We start from the raw sequence: 14,605 nt of genomic DNA on the forward strand, positions 1-14,605 counted from the left end.
TTACCCGAAGCGTGTCTGCAGCGGCTACTTCCAGGGCCTGGCGCTGAGGCAGCACGCCAGGGTGGGTCTACGGTCTTCTACACAACGCAAGCACCTTGCGGTGCTCGGTCTGGTCAATCTCAGACCAGCAAGGCGTTAACCCTGCAAGCTTCGGCCTTTAGGCCGGGGTGATTGACGGGTTTCAAGCTTACACCGACCAGCTCGATCCATGCTCGGGTACCACGGCGTGCCAGCGCAGTTCGCGCTCGATGCGCTGGCGCAGCGCGTCCGACGCCTCCAGGTCGCCGTGCACGACAAAGGCACGCTGCGGTGTGCCCGGCATCGCGCGCAGCCAGGTCATGAGCTGGCGCGCGTCGGCGTGCGCCGATGCCGACTGCAGCTGCACCACCTCGGCGCGCACCGGCAGGTCCTGGCCGTGGATGCGCACCGTCTGCGATCCGTTGGCCAGTGCCGCGCCGCGCGTGCCGGGGGTCTGGTAGCCGGTCAGCGCCACCATGTTGCGGTGGTCGCCCAGGTATTGCACCAGATGGTGCAGCACGCGCCCGCCAGTCGCCATGCCGCTGGCCGCCAGCACGACCTTGGGGCCGTGCACCGTGGCGATGGCCTTGGACTCGTCGGGCGTGCGCACCATGATGGCCGCGTGCGCCATCTCGCGCACCTGGCCCGCATCGAGCCGGTGCTCGCCGGGGTGATGGACAAAGACCTCGGTGCTGTGGATGGCCATCGGGCTGTCGAGGTAGACCGGCAGGCCGCGCGGCAGCCGGTGCTGCTGCTTGAGCAGCGCGATCGCATGCAGCAGCGCCTGCGCGCGCCCGACCGCGAACACTGGCACCACGGCGGTGCCGCCTCGGGCGGCGACGCGCGCCAGCACCGGGGCCAGTTCGTCGATCAGGTTCTGCTGCGGGTGCTCGCGGTCGCCGTAGGTCGATTCGATGATCACTGCGTCGGCACCGGGCGGGGCTTCGGGCGGCAGCATCAGCAGGTCGTCCGAGCGCCCCAGGTCGCCCGAGAACAGCAGGCGCTTGCCGCCGACCTCCAGCAGCAGACTGGCCGCACCGATGATGTGCCCGGCCGGCTGCAGCCTGGCCTGCCAGCCGGGCAGCGGCTCGAAGGCATGAAACGGTGGCACGGCTTGCAGCCGGTCCAGGCAGGCCTTGGCATCCTGCACGGTGTAGAGCGGCAGCGCCGGGTGGTGCTTGGAAAAGCCGTGCCGGTTGGCGAACGCCGCGTCTTCCTCCTGGATATGGCCCGAGTCGGGCAGCAGGATGGCGCACAGGTCGCGCGTGCCGGGCGTGCACCAGGCCTTGCCCTGGAAGCCCTCGCGCACCAGCAAGGGCAGGTAGCCGCTGTGGTCGAGGTGGGCATGGGTGAGCACCACCGCGTCGATCTGCCCGGGTGCCACTGGCGGCGGCGTCCAGTTGCGCAGCCGCAGCTGCTTGTAGCCCTGGAACAGTCCGCAGTCGACCAGCAGCCGCTGATTCCCATGCTGGATCAGGAACTTGGAGCCGGTCACGGTGCCGGCGCCGCCGAGGAAGGTGATCTGGACGCTCACGGGCTTACCTCCTTGATCAATGCATGGGCCTGATGTCGATATCAGGCCGCTTTCATTATGGCCTCCGCTCTGTCCCGAGGGAAGGCTGAGCGGCCGTTCGGCAGGCCTGAGCCCGTTGCCCGCTGCAGGGTGGCAATATTTTTTGTTTTGCGTTAAATTGAGGTGGTCTTAAAGGAGAGACTGATGACTGCCATGATGAAAGCCGCCGTGTTTGTCGAGCCGGGTCGGATCGAACTGGTCGACAAACGGATTCCCGACGTGGGCCCCAACGATGCCCTGATCCGCATCACCACCACCACCATCTGTGGCACCGACGTCCACATTCTCAAGGGCGAGTACCCGGTCGCCAGAGGCCTGACCATCGGGCATGAGCCGGTCGGCGTGATCGAGAAGCTGGGCAGCGCCGTGCAGGGCTATCAGGAAGGCCAGCGCGTCATCGCCGGCGCCATCTGTCCCAACTTCAACTCCTATGCGGCCCAGGATGGCGTGGCGTCGCAGGACGGCAGCTACCTGATTCCGCAAGGACTGTGCGGTTGCCACGGCTACAAGGCGACGGCGGGCTGGCGCTTTGGCAACCTGATCGACGGCACCCAGGCCGAATATGTGCTGGTGCCCGATGCCCAGGCCAACCTGGCGCCCATCCCCGACGGTCTGACCGACGAGCAGGTGCTGATGTGCCCGGACATCATGTCGACCGGCTTCAAGGGCGCCGAGAACGCCAACATCAAGATCGGCGACACCGTGGTGGTGTTCGCGCAAGGCCCGATCGGCCTGTGCGCCACCGCGGGCGCGCGCCTGCTGGGTGCCACCACCATCATCGCGGTCGATGGCAACGAACACCGGCTGGGGATTTCGCGCAAGATGGGCGCCGACGTGACGCTCAATTTCCACCATTGCGATGTCGTAGGCGAGATCATGAAGCTGACCGGCGGTCGCGGGGCGGACTCATCGATCGAGGCCCTGGGCACGCAGGCCACCTTCGAGTCGGCCTTGCGCGTGCTCAAGCCCGGCGGCACGCTGTCGAGCCTGGGCGTCTATTCGAGCGACCTCACGATACCGCTGTCGGCCTTTGCCGCCGGCCTGGGCGACCACCGCATCAACACCGCCCTGTGCCCGGGCGGCAAGGAGCGCATGCGCCGGCTGATGAACGTGGTGGCGTCGAACCGGGTCGACCTGGGGCTGCTGGTCACGCACCAGTTCAAGCTCGACGACATCGTGGCCGCCTACGAGCTGTTTGCCAACCAGCGCGACGGCGTGCTCAAGGTGGCGATCAAGCCGAACTGATCGAAACCGATCAGGAGAAGAACTCGGTGAACTTCTCGAACCAGCCCTTGTCGTTCGGGCTGTGCTTGTGGCCACCCTTCTTGAACGATTCGTCGAGTTCCTTGAGCAGCTTGCGCTGGTGTTCGGTCAGCTTGATCGGCGTCTCGACATCCACATGGACATAGAGGTCGCCGGGGTAGCTTGAACGCACGCCCTTGATGCCCTTGCCGCGCAGGCGGAACTGCTTGCCGTGCTGGGTGCCCTCGGGGATGTCGATCGCGGCCTTGCCGGCCAGGGTCGGCACCTCGATCTCGCCGCCGAGCGCCGCGGTCGTGACGCTGACCGGCACCTTGCAGTGCAGGTCGTCGCCGTCGCGCTCGAACAGCTCGTGGCGCTTGACGCGGATCTCGATGAACAGGTCGCCGGCCGGGCCGCCGTTGCGCCCGGGCTCGCCGTTGCTGGCCGAGCGGATGCGCATGCCGTCGTCGATGCCGGCCGGGATCTTGATCTCGAGCGTCTTCTGCTTCTTGACCTTGCCCTGGCCATGGCAGCTGGTGCAGGGCTCGGGGATGATCTTGCCGCTGCCGTGGCAGTGCGGGCAGGTCTGCTGCACGCTGAAGAAGCCCTGGCGCATCTGTACCGCGCCGTTGCCGTGGCAGGTGCTGCAGGTCTTGGCGCTGGTGCCGGGTTTGGCGCCGCTGCCGTGGCAGGTGTCGCAGTCCTCCCAGCTCGGGATGCGGATCTGGCTGTCCTTGCCGGCGGCGGCTTCCTCCAGCGTGATCTCCATCGCGTAGGACAGGTCGTTGCCACGGTAGACCTGACGCCCGCCGCGTTGACCGCCGCGCTGGCCGCCAAAGATGTCGCCGAAGATGTCGCCAAAGGCATCGAAGCCGCCGCCGAAGCCCTCGGCGCCGCCCGGGCCGCCGCGCATGTTGGGATCGACGCCGGCGTGGCCGTACTGGTCGTAGGCGGCGCGCTTTTGCGGGTCGCTCAGCATCTCGTAGGCTTCCTTGGCCTCCTTGAACCTCTCTTCGGCGGCCTTGGCGGCGTCACCCTGGTTGCGGTCCGGGTGGTGCTTCATCGCCAGCTTGCGATACGCCTTCTTGATCTCGTCGTCGCTGGCGGTCTTGCCGACGCCCAGGATTTCGTAAAAGTCTCGTTTGGCCATGGTGCTTGCGGGGGGTAGGGCTGATAGTGCGAACGCCGCGCCGGGTCGGCAGACCCGCGCGCGGCGGTGTTCAGGTCAGGTGGGAAGGATCAGTCCTTCTTGACTTCCTTGACCTCGGCGTCGACCACATTGTCGTCGGCCGGACGGGCGGCGCCTTCCGCGCCAGCGGCGGTGGCGCCAGCAGCGCCCTGCTGGGCCTGCATGTCGGCGTACATCTTCTCGCCCAGCTTCTGGCTGACGGTCATCAGCGCTTCGGTCTTGGCTTCGATGGCGGCCTTGTCGTCGCCCTTGATGGCTTCCTCGACTTCCTTGATGGCGGCTTCGATCGCGCTCTTTTCAGCGGCGTCGATCTTGTCGCCGTATTCGGTCAGGCTCTTCTTGACCGAGCTGACCATGGCATCACCCTGGTTGCGTGCCTGCACCAGCTCGACCTTCTTGTGGTCTTCGGCGGCGTTGGCCTCGGCATCCTTGACCATCTTCTCGATCTCGGCTTCCGACAGGCCCGAGTTGGCCTTGATCGTGATCTTGTTTTCCTTGCCGGTGCCCTTGTCCTTGGCGCCGACATGCAGGATGCCGTTGGCGTCGATGTCGAACGACACTTCGATCTGCGGCGTGCCGCGGCTGGCCGGCGGGATGCCTTCGAGGTTGAACTCGCCCAGTGCCTTGTTGCCGGCGGCGATCTCGCGCTCGCCCTGGAACACCTTGATCGTGACGGCCGGCTGGTTGTCCTCGGCGGTCGAGAACACCTGGCTGAACTTGGTCGGGATGGTGGTGTTCTTGCCAATCATCTTGGTCATGACGCCGCCCATGGTCTCGATGCCCAGCGACAGCGGGGTCACGTCGAGCAGCAGCACGTCCTTGCGGTCGCCCGACAGGACCTGGCCCTGGATCGCGGCGCCGACGGCGACGGCCTCATCGGGGTTGACGTCCTTGCGCGGCTCCTTGCCGAAGAATTCCTTGACCTTCTCCTGCACCTTGGGCATGCGGCTCATGCCGCCGACCAGGATCACGTCCTGGATGTCGGAGACCGACACGCCGGCGTCCTTGATCGCCATGCGGCAAGGGGCGATGGTGCGCTCGATCAGCTCGTCGACCAGGCTTTCCAGCTTGGCGCGGGTCAGCTTGATGTTGAGGTGCTTCGGACCGGTCGCGTCCGCCGTGATGTAGGGCAGGTTGATGTCTGTCTGGGTGCTGTTGGACAGCTCGATCTTGGCCTTCTCGGCGGCTTCCTTCAGGCGCTGCAGGGCCAGCACGTCCTGCTTGAGGTTGACGCCCGCTTCCTTCTGGAACTCGGCGATGATGTAGTCGATGATGCGCTGGTCGAAGTCCTCGCCGCCCAGGAAGGTGTCGCCGTTGGTCGACAGCACTTCGAACTGCTTTTCGCCGTCCACGTCGGCGATCTCGATGATCGAGATGTCGAAGGTGCCGCCACCGAGGTCGAATACCGCGATCTTGCGGTCACCGCTGCCGTGCTTGTCCAGGCCGAAGGCCAGTGCCGCGGCGGTCGGCTCGTTGATGATGCGCTTGACTTCCAGGCCCGCGATGCGGCCGGCGTCCTTGGTCGCCTGGCGCTGGGCGTCGTTGAAGTAGGCCGGCACGGTGATGACGGCCTCGGTCACGGCCTCGCCCAGGTAGTCCTCGGCGGTCTTCTTCATCTTGCGCAGCACTTCGGCCGAGATCTGGGGCGGGGCGATCTTCTTGCCGCGCACCTCGACCCAGGCGTCACCGTTGTCGGCCGCCGCGATGGTGTAGGGCATCAGGTCGATGTCCTTTTGCACTTCCTTTTCGCCGAACTTGCGGCCGATCAGGCGCTTGACGGCGTACAGGGTGTTGCGCGGGTTGGTGACGGCCTGGCGCTTGGCCGACGCGCCGACCAGCACTTCGCCATCTTCCTGATAGGCGATGATGGACGGGGTGGTGCGCGCGCCTTCGCTGTTCTCGATGACGCGGGTGGTGTTGCCTTCCATCACGGCCACGCAGGAGTTGGTGGTGCCGAGGTCGATACCGATGATCTTGCCCATGGGGTGCTCCGATGAATCTTGGAAAAAACTGAGAAAAACTGCTTGAGTCTGAGGTGAGGACGCCGGCGGTTTTTTCAAGACCCGAGCGCTCGTCGGGTGCTTGCCGGCGGCCGGCCCCGTGCCCGGTATTACTTGGGCGCGGCCACCGTGATCAGCGCGGGGCGCAGCACGCGCTCGGCGATCAGGTAGCCTTTTTGCAGCACGGTGACCACGGTGTTGGCTTCCTGGTCGGCCGGCACCACGCTGATGGCCTGGTGCTGGTGCGGGTCGAACTTCTCGCCGGCGGCCGGTGCGATCGCGATCACCTTGTTGCGGTTGAGCGCCGACTGCAGTTGCTTGAGCGTGGCTTCGGAGCCTTCGCGGATCTGCTGCACGGTGGCTTCCTGGATCGCCAGGCCGGCTTCCAGGCTGTCGATCACTGGCAGCAGGCTTTCGGCGAAACCCTCGACCGCGAACTTGCGCGCCTTGGTGATTTCGTCCTCGGAGCGGCGGCGGATGTTCTCGACCTCGGCCTTGGCGCGCAGGAACTGCTCGGTCAGTTCGGCGTTCTGCGCCTTGAGGCGCTCGACTTCATTGACCTGGGCGGCGGCATCGGCCTGGGCGGCAACGGCTTCGACTTGCGCTTCGTCGGGGCTGATCGGGGCGGCTTGGCTGGCTTCGGATTGGAGGTCTTGCGGTGCAGACATGGCGGACTGGTTGGGTGGTTAGCGGGTAAACAATTGCTTACATGGTGGGGTCGTGCAGGATTTCAAGTCCCTTCCCGGTGGAAAATTCCGCACTCCCGCGAGCGTGTGTAATAAAAAAGCATCATGAGAACAAATGTCATCGAGCAGGCGGTCAACCAGAGGCTGGACAGCTTCCGCCAGATAAGCCGCGTCAAGGCCGGGTCACTGATCATTTCGGTCTTCGGCGATGCCGTGCTGCCGCGGGGGGGGCAGATCTGGCTGGGCGGCCTGATCAGGCTGCTGCAGCCGCTGGACCTCAACGAGCGCCTGGTCCGCACCACGGTGTTCCGGCTGGTCAAGGACGAGTGGCTCACCACCCAGACCCACGGGCGGCGCACCGACTACATGCTGACAGCGTCGGGGCAGCGCCGTTTCGAGGAGGCCGCGCGCCAGATCTACGCCGCCCACGCCCCCCTTTGGGACCTGCGCTGGCGGCTGATCATGGTCATGGGCGAGCTGTCGGCGCGCGAGCGCGAGCGGCTGCGCCGCGCACTGTACTGGCAGGGTTTCGGGCAGCTCGGGACAAGCTGCTTTGTGCACCCCGGCGCCGATCTGGGTTCTGCCTTCGCTGCGCTGGGTGCCGACGGCATGTCCGATCTGCTGCCCCGGCTCATGCCCCTGGTGGCGGCCAACCCCAGGCTGGGCCAGTCCGCCAGCGATGCCGATATCGTGCGCTCGGCCTGGAATCTGGAGCAGCTCGCGTCCGACTACAGCAGCTTCGTGGCCAGCTACCAGCCCATCCTGGAAGCGCTGCGCCAGTCGGGGGCCGACAGCGTGGACGAGGAGGGCGCTTTCCTGATCCGCACGCTGCTGATTCATGACTTCCGCCGCCTGCTGCTGCGCGATCCGGAGTTGCCCGAGGTCCTGCAACCCGCCGGTTGGCCGGGTCACGAGGCGCGCCGGCTCTGCAAGGAGGTGTACCGGCGTCTGCTGCCGGCGTCGGAGCGGCATCTGGATCGTCATCTCCTGCTGGCGAGCGGGGAGGTACCGCCGGCTTCCAGCATGGTGAACAAGCGCTTCCAGGGCGACGATCCGCTGGCCGAGCCAGCCTGATGGAGCGTGCGCAGAGGCGACCGACCCACTAGGACTTACCCTTGGTTGAGGTCTTAAAGCGATACAAAATGGTTTTTGTTGGGACATAATAAGTAACACATTCTCGGCTGGTGTGGCTTCTTCACGCCGAAATTCCGCTGCCGAGGCTGAAACGGGTGCAAGCCCGCTTTCCTATCCCTGAACCATTACGGAGACGCTGAATGCCCATGCAGATTCATGGCTGCCTTGCCGCCTGCGCGATTCCTGGGGGCGCTGTCTGATGCTGGCCCAGTTCTTGCAGTTCCTGTTCTCGGGCATCACAGTGGGGGCCACCTATGCGCTGGCTGCACTGGGATTCACCCTCATCTACAACGCCAGCAACGTCATCAACTTCGCCCAGGGCGAGTTCATCATGCTCGGGGGCATGCTGGCGGTGTTCTTCACCCATATGGGCTTGCCGCTGCCGGTGGCCTTGTTGCTGGCGATCGCGCTTCCGGCCCTGGTCGGCATCGTGATGGAGAAGGTCGCGATCGAGCCGGTCAAGGGCGCCGAGACGGTGTCGCTGATCATCATCACGATCGGCGCCTCGCTGGTGATTCGCGGTCTGGTCCAGATCTGGCTCGGCAAGGGCACGCACAGTCTGGCGCCTTTTTCGGGCGACGAGCCGATCGAGATCCTGGGGGCCACGCTGCTGCCGCAAAGCCTGTGGGTGCTGGGCGTCACGGCCCTGGTGGTGGCCGCGCTGTGGTACTTCTTCAGCCGCACGCTGACCGGCAAGGCGATGCTGGCGACCTCGTTCAACCGCACCGCCGCCGAGCTGGTCGGGATCAACACCAGCTGGGTGCTGTTCATGAGCTTCGCGATGTCGGCCGGGCTGGGCGCCTTGGGCGGCATCCTGGTCACGCCGATCACGATGACCTCCTATGACGTCGGCATCATGCTCGGCCTCAAGGGTTTCGTGGCAGCCGTCGTCGGTGGCCTGGGCAACGGCCTCGGCGCGGTGCTGGGCGGCCTGCTGGTGGGGGTGCTGGAGGCCATGGGCGCCGGCTATATCTCGTCGGCCTACAAGGATGCCATGCCTTTCGTGCTGATCCTGTTCATCTTGTTCTTCATGCCGCGCGGCCTGTTCGGTGGCAAATCGACTGACCGGGTATGACCATGCAAAAGAACGCTTACATCGGACTGGGCATCGTGGTGGCGGTGCTGCTCGTGCTGCCCTTCGTGCTGCCCAACAGCTACTACATGGATCTGGCGATCCGCATGGCGATCAACGCCATCATCGTCATCGGGCTGAACCTGCTGATCGGCTTTGCCGGCCAGATCAGCCTCGGGCATGCGGGTTTCCTGGGCATCGGGGCCTACGCCTCGGCGGTGCTGCCGACGCATTTCGGCTGGCATCCGCTGCTGGCGCTGGCTGCCGGCGCGGCGGCCACGGCGGTGATCGCCGGCGTGGTGGCGCGGCCCATCTTCAAGCTCAAGGGCAACTACCTGGCGATGGCGACGCTGGGCCTGGGCATCATCATCAACATCGCGCTGCGCAACGAGGCGCAGTGGACCGGCGGCCCGGACGGCATGGCGGTGCCGGCCATGGGGCTGCTGGGCTTCGAGCTCGGCAGCGACCGGCATTGGTACTGGGTGGTGGCGCTGCTGCTGTCGGTCAGCATCTGGGCCTCGCTCAGCCTGATCGACTCGCCTTTCGGCCGTGCGCTGCGCGCGCTGCACGGCTCGGAGGTGGCCTCGCAGGTGGTGGGCGTCAATGTGGTGCGCTACAAGGTGTCGATCTTCGTGTTGTCGGCGGTGTTCGCCAGCATCATGGGCAGCATCACGGCGCATTACGTCGGCTTCGTGACGCCCAACTTCGCCGACTTCTTCCACTCGATCGAGCTCGTGACCATGGTGGTGGTCGGCGGCATGGCGTCGGTGTTCGGCTCCATCGTCGGCGCCATCCTGCTGACGGCCCTGCCGCAGGCGCTGGCCACTTTCGAGGGCTGGGAGACCGTGGTATTCGGCTCGGTGCTGATGCTGTGCATGATTTTCCTGCCCAAGGGCCTGGTGCCCACGCTGGCAGCCAGATTCGGTAAGGGGGAGTGAGCAATGGCGTTGCTGGAAGTCAAGGACCTGTCGATCCACTTTGGTGGCGTCAAGGCGGTCCAGAATGTGTCGTTCAACATTGACGCGGGCATTGTCTATTCGGTGATCGGCCCCAACGGCGCGGGCAAGACCACGCTGTTCAACCTGATCACGGGGGTCTACAAGCCCACCACGGGCGAGATCCGGCTCGACGGCGAGCCCATCCAGGGCAAGTCGCCCAACGAGCTGGCCGAACGCGGCGTGGCGCGCACGTTCCAGAACCTGCAGGTCTGCATGAACATGAGCGCGATCGAGAACGTGATGGTGGGGGCGCACCTGCGACTCGACCGCAACCTGCTCAAGGCCGCCCTGCGCTGGCCCAGCCTGCGCCGCCGCGACCGCGAGCTGCGGGTCGAGGCGGCCGAGCTGATGCGTTTCGTCGGACTCGAGAACTACATCGACGCGCGCGCCGACACGATGTCCTACGGGGTGCTCAAGCGGCTGGAGATCGCCCGTGCCCTGGCCATGAAGCCGCGCCTGATCTTCCTGGACGAGCCGGCTGCCGGCCTGAACCCGAAGGAAACCATCGAGGTCGACCAGCTGGTGCGCAAGGTGGCCGATTCCGGCATCACGGTGGTGCTGGTCGAGCACGACATGAAGATGGTGATGAACCTGTCCGACCGCATCCTGGTGCTCGACTACGGCAAGAAGCTCACCGAGGGCACGGGCGCGGAGGTTCGCAAGAACCCCGACGTGATTGCAGCTTATCTGGGCACACACGCCTGAGGGGGAGACATGGAAGCATTGCGCATCATTTCCGACGAGCACAAGAATTTCTGGCGCATCGCGGTGACGCTGGAGCAGGTGGCCGACGAGCTCGACGCCGGCGGGCCCGTGGACCCGGAGTTTTTCCGGGCGGTGTTCGACTACATCGAGCAGTTCGCCGACCACGCCCACCATCTGAAGGAGGATGACCACCTGTTCCGGCTGATGCGGCTGCGCTCGGCCGAGGCAGCGTCGCTGATCGACGCGCTGGAACAGGATCATCGCCTGGCCAGCGAGCATCTGGTGCAGTTGCGGGCCGAGTTTGCCCAGGCGACTGCGGGCCGCTCGAGTGCGCTGGCGGCCTCGCTGCGCGACTACGTCAAGCGCCTGAAGACGCATATCACGACCGAGGAAACCGAGGCGATGCCGCTGGCGCGCCGTATCCTGACCGAGTCGGACTGGGCCGAGATCGACGCCTGCTTCTCGGACAACCAGGACCCGGTGTTCGGCGAGCAGGCGCGGGCCGAATACCGCGAGCTCTACCACCGGGTGGTCAGCCTGGCGCCCGAGTCGGTGGGCCTGGGCGGCCACAGCAGCGGCTCCCTGGACCGTTCGGCCGCCCCCGCCGTCGGCGACCTGCTGTTGAAGGTCTCCGGGCTGGAGAGCAGCTACGGCCGCATCAAGGCGCTCAAGGGCCTGAACCTGGAAGTGCGCCGGGGCGAGACCGTGGCGCTCGTCGGCGCCAACGGCGCGGGCAAGACCACCTTCCTGCGCACCCTCTCGGGCGTGCAGCCGATGGGGGCGGGGCAGCTCTGGTTCGATGGCGAGGACATCTCGAAGCTGCGCTCGGACCGACGCATGCGGCGCGGCATCTGCCAGAGTCCCGAGGGCCGCCAGGTGTTCGGGCCGCTGTCGATCGAGGACAACCTGCTGCTCGGGGCCTATACCCAGCCCAAGCAGCAGGTGCCCGACGACCTGGAGCGGGTCTTTTCGATGTTTCCCATCCTGAAGGAGAAGCGCAAGCTGCCGGCCGGCACCCTGTCGGGCGGACAGCAGCAGATGCTGGCGATCGGTCGCGCACTGATGGGACGGCCCAGGCTGCTGCTGCTCGACGAGCCCTCGATGGGCCTGGCCCCCCTGCTGGTCGAGGAGGTGTTCAACGTCGTCAAGGCGCTCAAGCGCCAGGGCATGACGATCATCCTGGCCGAGCAGAATGCCTTCGCGGCGCTGGCGATTGCCGATCGCGGCTATGTGCTTGAAACCGGCGAGATCACCCTGACGGGAAGCGGACAGGAGCTGATTCGCAACGAGCGGGTCAGGGCAGCCTACCTGGGCATGTAATTATTGAGTGGACTGAATTTCAGCCTTCAGAAGAAAAGATCTCGGGAAAACCCGGATCTTTTTTTTCGACTTGATGTGATACATTTTTATGTGTAGAAGTTGAAATTTTGTAATGTTTTGCGGCGGTGGTCCCGGACCCGTGTCGCCATCCCGAGTCCTTCACGCCTGTTTTTTCTGGAAACGATCGATGTCTCATCCCCTGTTTGAAAAGCACCGTGCCACGCTTGATGGCGCCCTCCATGCCATCGCCACCCGTGGCTACTGGTCGCCCTACAGCGAAATGCCCAGTCCCAAGGTCTATGGCGAGCACGCCGCCGCCGACGGCAAGCAGGCTTTCGAGGCCCACCTGGGCAAGAGCTTCGAGCTCGACCAGCCTGCTCAAACCGGCTGGGGTGGCAAGGAGTCCTCGCCCTACGGCATCGCGCTGGATGTGCGCTATCCGGTCTGCGACCACGAGGCGCTGGTCGCCGCCGGCCAGGCCGCGATGAAGGGCTGGCAGGCCGTCGGCGCGCAAGGCCGCACCGGCATCTGCCTGGAGATCCTGGACCGCATCCACCAGCAGAGCTTCGAGATGGGCCACGCGGTCATGATGACCACCGGCCAGGGCTGGATGATGGCCTTCCAGGCCGGCGCCGCGCACGCGCTGGACCGTGGCCTGGAGTCGGTCGCCTACGCCTGGCGCGAGCAGGGCTTCGTGCCGGCCGAGTCGCACTGGGAAAAGCCCCAGGGCAAGAACCCGGCGCTGGTGATGAAGAAGCATTACGAGATCGTCGGTCGCGGCGTCGGCCTGGTGGTCGGTTGCGGCACCTTCCCGACCTGGAACACCTATCCCGGCCTGTTCGCCGCGCTCGCGACCGGCAACGCCGTCATCGTCAAGCCGCACAGCAACGCCATCCTGCCGGTCGCCATCACCGTGCGCGCCATCCGCGCCGTGCTGGCCGAGAACGGCATCGATCCCAACCTGGTGACCCTGTGCGTGGCCGAGCAGCGCAGCGTGACCCAGGCGCTGGCCACCCATGTCGGCGTCAAGTCGGTCGACTTCACCGGCAGCAACGTGTTCGGCCAGTGGTTGATCGATAACTGCAAGCAGGCTCAGGTCTATGCCGAGCTGGCCGGCGTCAACAACATCGTGATCGACTCGACCAGCGCCTACAAGGCGATGCTGGGCAACCTGGCGTTCACGCTCTCGCTCTACTCGGGCCAGATGTGTACCACCAGCCAGGCCATCATCGTGCCGGCCGGCGGCATCGAGACCGACCAAGGCCACAAGAGCTACGACGAGTTCTGCGCCGATCTGGCCGCGGCGATCGAGCGCTTCCTGGGCAAGCCCGAAGTGGCGTTCGCCGTGCTGGGCGCGATGCAGTCCAGCGCCACCGCCGAGCGCGTCGAGCTGGCCAGCGGCGGCAGCCTGGGCCGTGTCGTGCTCGCGTCCAAGAAGCTCGACAACCCCGAGTTCCCGGGCGCTGATGTGCGTACCCCGGTGCTGCTGGCCTGCGACGCAGCCGATGAGGCCGCCTACATGGAAGAGCGCTTCGGCCCGATCAGCTTCGTCGTCAAGGCTGCCGACACGGCGGCCGCGATCGCGTTGTCCGAGCGCATCGTCAACACCCATGGCGCGCTGACCGTCGGCTTGTACTCGACCCGCCAGGACGTGATCGATGCCATGACCGAGGCGACCTGGCGTGGCAAGGTCGCGCTGTCGATCAACCTGACCGGCGGCGTGTTCGTCAACCAGTCCTCGGCCTTCTCCGACTACCACGGCACCGGCGGCAACCCGGCGGCCAACGCGTCCTACGCCGATTCGGCCTTCGTGGCCAACCGCTTCCGCGTCGTGCAGCGTCGCTACCACGTCTGAGGCCGGCTGCCATGAGCTACCAGCACATCCTGTTCGACTTGAATGACGCCGGCGTGGCGCGGATCACGCTGAATCGTCCCGACAAGATGAACAGCTTCACGGCCGCGATGCATGCCGAGCTGCGCGATGCACTCGACGCCATCCAGGTCAATCCGGCGGTACGCGTGCTGGTGCTGACCGGCGCCGGCCGTGGTTTCTGCGCCGGCCAGGACCTGGCCGATGACGGCGTGCGCTTCACGCCCGGCGAGATGCCGCCCGACCTCGGTGACCTGGTCGAGCAGCATTACAAGCCCTTGGTCCAGCGCCTGGCCAATCTGCGGGTGCCGACCGTCGCGGCGGTCAACGGCATCGCTGCTGGCGCCGGTGCCAGCGTCGCGCTGGCCTGCGACCTGGTGGTGGCAGCGAAATCGGCGTCCTTCCTGCAGGCCTTCAGCAGGATCGGCCTCATCCCGGACACCGGCAGCACCTGGCTGCTGCCGCAGCGCGTCGGCATGGCGCGCGCCATGGGCCTGGCCTTGCTGGCCGACAAGCTGTCGGCCGAGCAGGCCGCCGCCTGGGGCCTGATCTGGGCCGTGCACGATGACGCCGCCTTTGCCGTCGAGGTCGATGCGCTGGCCGCCAGGCTGGCCGCCATGCCGACCAAGGCCCTGGTGCGCACACGTCAGCTCATGCACGCGGCGCCGACCCATACGCTGGAGCAGCAGCTCTCGATGGAGGGCGGCTTCATGCGCGAGCTCGGCCGCAGCGCCGACTATGTCGAGGGCGTGAGTGCCTTCCTGGCCAAGCGCGCGCCGCGCTTCACGGGAGCCTGAG

General features: G+C 66.0%; 12 protein-coding genes and 1 pseudogene. 9 read left to right on the forward strand and 4 right to left on the reverse strand.

What is annotated here, in order from left to right:
• Positions 1-187: 187 nt before the first annotated feature.
• The gene (locus tag PHR85_RS09905; protein ID WP_300053715.1) at positions 188-1,552 is read right to left on the reverse strand and encodes an MBL fold metallo-hydrolase RNA specificity domain-containing protein; all 1,365 of its coding nucleotides are present in this window, start codon (positions 1,550-1,552) and stop codon (positions 188-190) included.
• 183 nt (positions 1,553-1,735) lie between these two features.
• Here PHR85_RS09905 and PHR85_RS09910 point away from each other — a divergent pair, with 183 nt between their 5' ends.
• Positions 1,736-2,836 (forward strand): NAD(P)-dependent alcohol dehydrogenase, encoded by a 1,101-nt coding sequence (locus PHR85_RS09910; RefSeq protein WP_300053716.1) that lies wholly within the window; start codon positions 1,736-1,738, stop codon positions 2,834-2,836.
• 10 nt (positions 2,837-2,846) lie between these two features.
• Here PHR85_RS09910 and dnaJ read toward each other — a convergent pair whose 3' ends face one another.
• The 3 genes from dnaJ to grpE all read right to left on the reverse strand — a co-directional run bounded on the left by dnaJ (position 2,847) and on the right by grpE (position 6,690).
• On the reverse strand, positions 2,847-3,983 hold the full coding sequence (dnaJ, locus tag PHR85_RS09915) for a molecular chaperone DnaJ (RefSeq protein WP_300053718.1): 1,137 nt from the start codon (positions 3,981-3,983) through the stop codon (positions 2,847-2,849).
• Positions 3,984-4,072: 89 nt separating this feature from the next.
• Complete coding sequence (dnaK, locus tag PHR85_RS09920; RefSeq protein ID WP_300053720.1) at positions 4,073-6,004, reverse strand: molecular chaperone DnaK; 1,932 nt, start codon at positions 6,002-6,004, stop codon at positions 4,073-4,075.
• Positions 6,005-6,132: 128 nt separating this feature from the next.
• The gene (gene grpE / locus PHR85_RS09925) at positions 6,133-6,690 is read right to left on the reverse strand and encodes a nucleotide exchange factor GrpE (RefSeq protein ID WP_300053722.1); all 558 of its coding nucleotides are present in this window, start codon (positions 6,688-6,690) and stop codon (positions 6,133-6,135) included.
• 123 nt (positions 6,691-6,813) lie between these two features.
• On the opposite strand from grpE, the gene paaX reads away from it, so the two are divergent.
• From paaX to paaG, 8 genes and pseudogenes are all read left to right on the forward strand, one after another.
• On the forward strand, positions 6,814-7,782 hold the full coding sequence (paaX, locus tag PHR85_RS09930) for a phenylacetic acid degradation operon negative regulatory protein PaaX (protein WP_300053724.1): 969 nt from the start codon (positions 6,814-6,816) through the stop codon (positions 7,780-7,782).
• A 262-nt stretch (positions 7,783-8,044) separates the two neighbouring features.
• Positions 8,045-8,917 carry a branched-chain amino acid ABC transporter permease gene (locus tag PHR85_RS09935; protein WP_367278727.1) on the forward strand — a complete coding sequence of 291 codons (873 nt, stop codon included), beginning with the start codon at positions 8,045-8,047 and terminating at the stop codon, positions 8,915-8,917.
• Between the two features lie 2 nt (positions 8,918-8,919).
• Entirely contained in the window at positions 8,920-9,852 is a 933-nt protein-coding gene (locus tag PHR85_RS09940) for a branched-chain amino acid ABC transporter permease (protein ID WP_300053727.1), read from the forward strand.
• A 3-nt stretch (positions 9,853-9,855) separates the two neighbouring features.
• Positions 9,856-10,617 (forward strand): ABC transporter ATP-binding protein, encoded by a 762-nt coding sequence (locus PHR85_RS09945; RefSeq protein ID WP_300053729.1) that lies wholly within the window; start codon positions 9,856-9,858, stop codon positions 10,615-10,617.
• A 9-nt stretch (positions 10,618-10,626) separates the two neighbouring features.
• A pseudogene (locus tag PHR85_RS09950) lies at positions 10,627-11,019 on the forward strand (hemerythrin domain-containing protein); the annotation flags it as partial.
• A 216-nt stretch (positions 11,020-11,235) separates the two neighbouring features.
• Positions 11,236-11,937, forward strand: a complete 702-nt coding sequence (locus PHR85_RS09955) for an ABC transporter ATP-binding protein (RefSeq protein ID WP_300053824.1) — start codon at positions 11,236-11,238, stop codon at positions 11,935-11,937.
• Positions 11,938-12,124: 187 nt separating this feature from the next.
• Positions 12,125-13,792 carry a phenylacetic acid degradation protein PaaN gene (gene paaN, locus PHR85_RS09960; RefSeq protein ID WP_300053731.1) on the forward strand — a complete coding sequence of 556 codons (1,668 nt, stop codon included), beginning with the start codon at positions 12,125-12,127 and terminating at the stop codon, positions 13,790-13,792.
• Between the two features lie 11 nt (positions 13,793-13,803).
• The gene (gene paaG / locus PHR85_RS09965; RefSeq protein ID WP_300053734.1) at positions 13,804-14,604 is read left to right on the forward strand and encodes a 2-(1,2-epoxy-1,2-dihydrophenyl)acetyl-CoA isomerase PaaG; all 801 of its coding nucleotides are present in this window, start codon (positions 13,804-13,806) and stop codon (positions 14,602-14,604) included.
• Position 14,605: the final 1 nt, after the last annotated feature.

Source organism: Malikia sp. (assembly GCF_028687635.1).
Taxonomy (GTDB): Bacteria; Pseudomonadota; Gammaproteobacteria; order Burkholderiales; family Burkholderiaceae_C; genus Malikia.

Bases quoted from the DNA above. Each gene is read 5' to 3' on its own strand.
- PHR85_RS09910 (WP_300053716.1), top strand. From the start codon at position 1,736: ATGACTGCCATGATGAAAGCCGCCGTGTTTGTCGAGCCGGGTCGGATC.
- dnaJ (WP_300053718.1), bottom strand. From the start codon at position 3,983: ATGGCCAAACGAGACTTTTACGAAATCCTGGGCGTCGGCAAGACCGCC.
- dnaK (WP_300053720.1), bottom strand. From the start codon at position 6,004: ATGGGCAAGATCATCGGTATCGACCTCGGCACCACCAACTCCTGCGTG.
- grpE (WP_300053722.1), bottom strand. From the start codon at position 6,690: ATGTCTGCACCGCAAGACCTCCAATCCGAAGCCAGCCAAGCCGCCCCG.
- paaX (WP_300053724.1), top strand. From the start codon at position 6,814: ATGAGAACAAATGTCATCGAGCAGGCGGTCAACCAGAGGCTGGACAGC.
- PHR85_RS09940 (WP_300053727.1), top strand. From the start codon at position 8,920: ATGCAAAAGAACGCTTACATCGGACTGGGCATCGTGGTGGCGGTGCTG.
- PHR85_RS09945 (WP_300053729.1), top strand. From the start codon at position 9,856: ATGGCGTTGCTGGAAGTCAAGGACCTGTCGATCCACTTTGGTGGCGTC.
- paaN (WP_300053731.1), top strand. From the start codon at position 12,125: ATGTCTCATCCCCTGTTTGAAAAGCACCGTGCCACGCTTGATGGCGCC.
- paaG (WP_300053734.1), top strand. From the start codon at position 13,804: ATGAGCTACCAGCACATCCTGTTCGACTTGAATGACGCCGGCGTGGCG.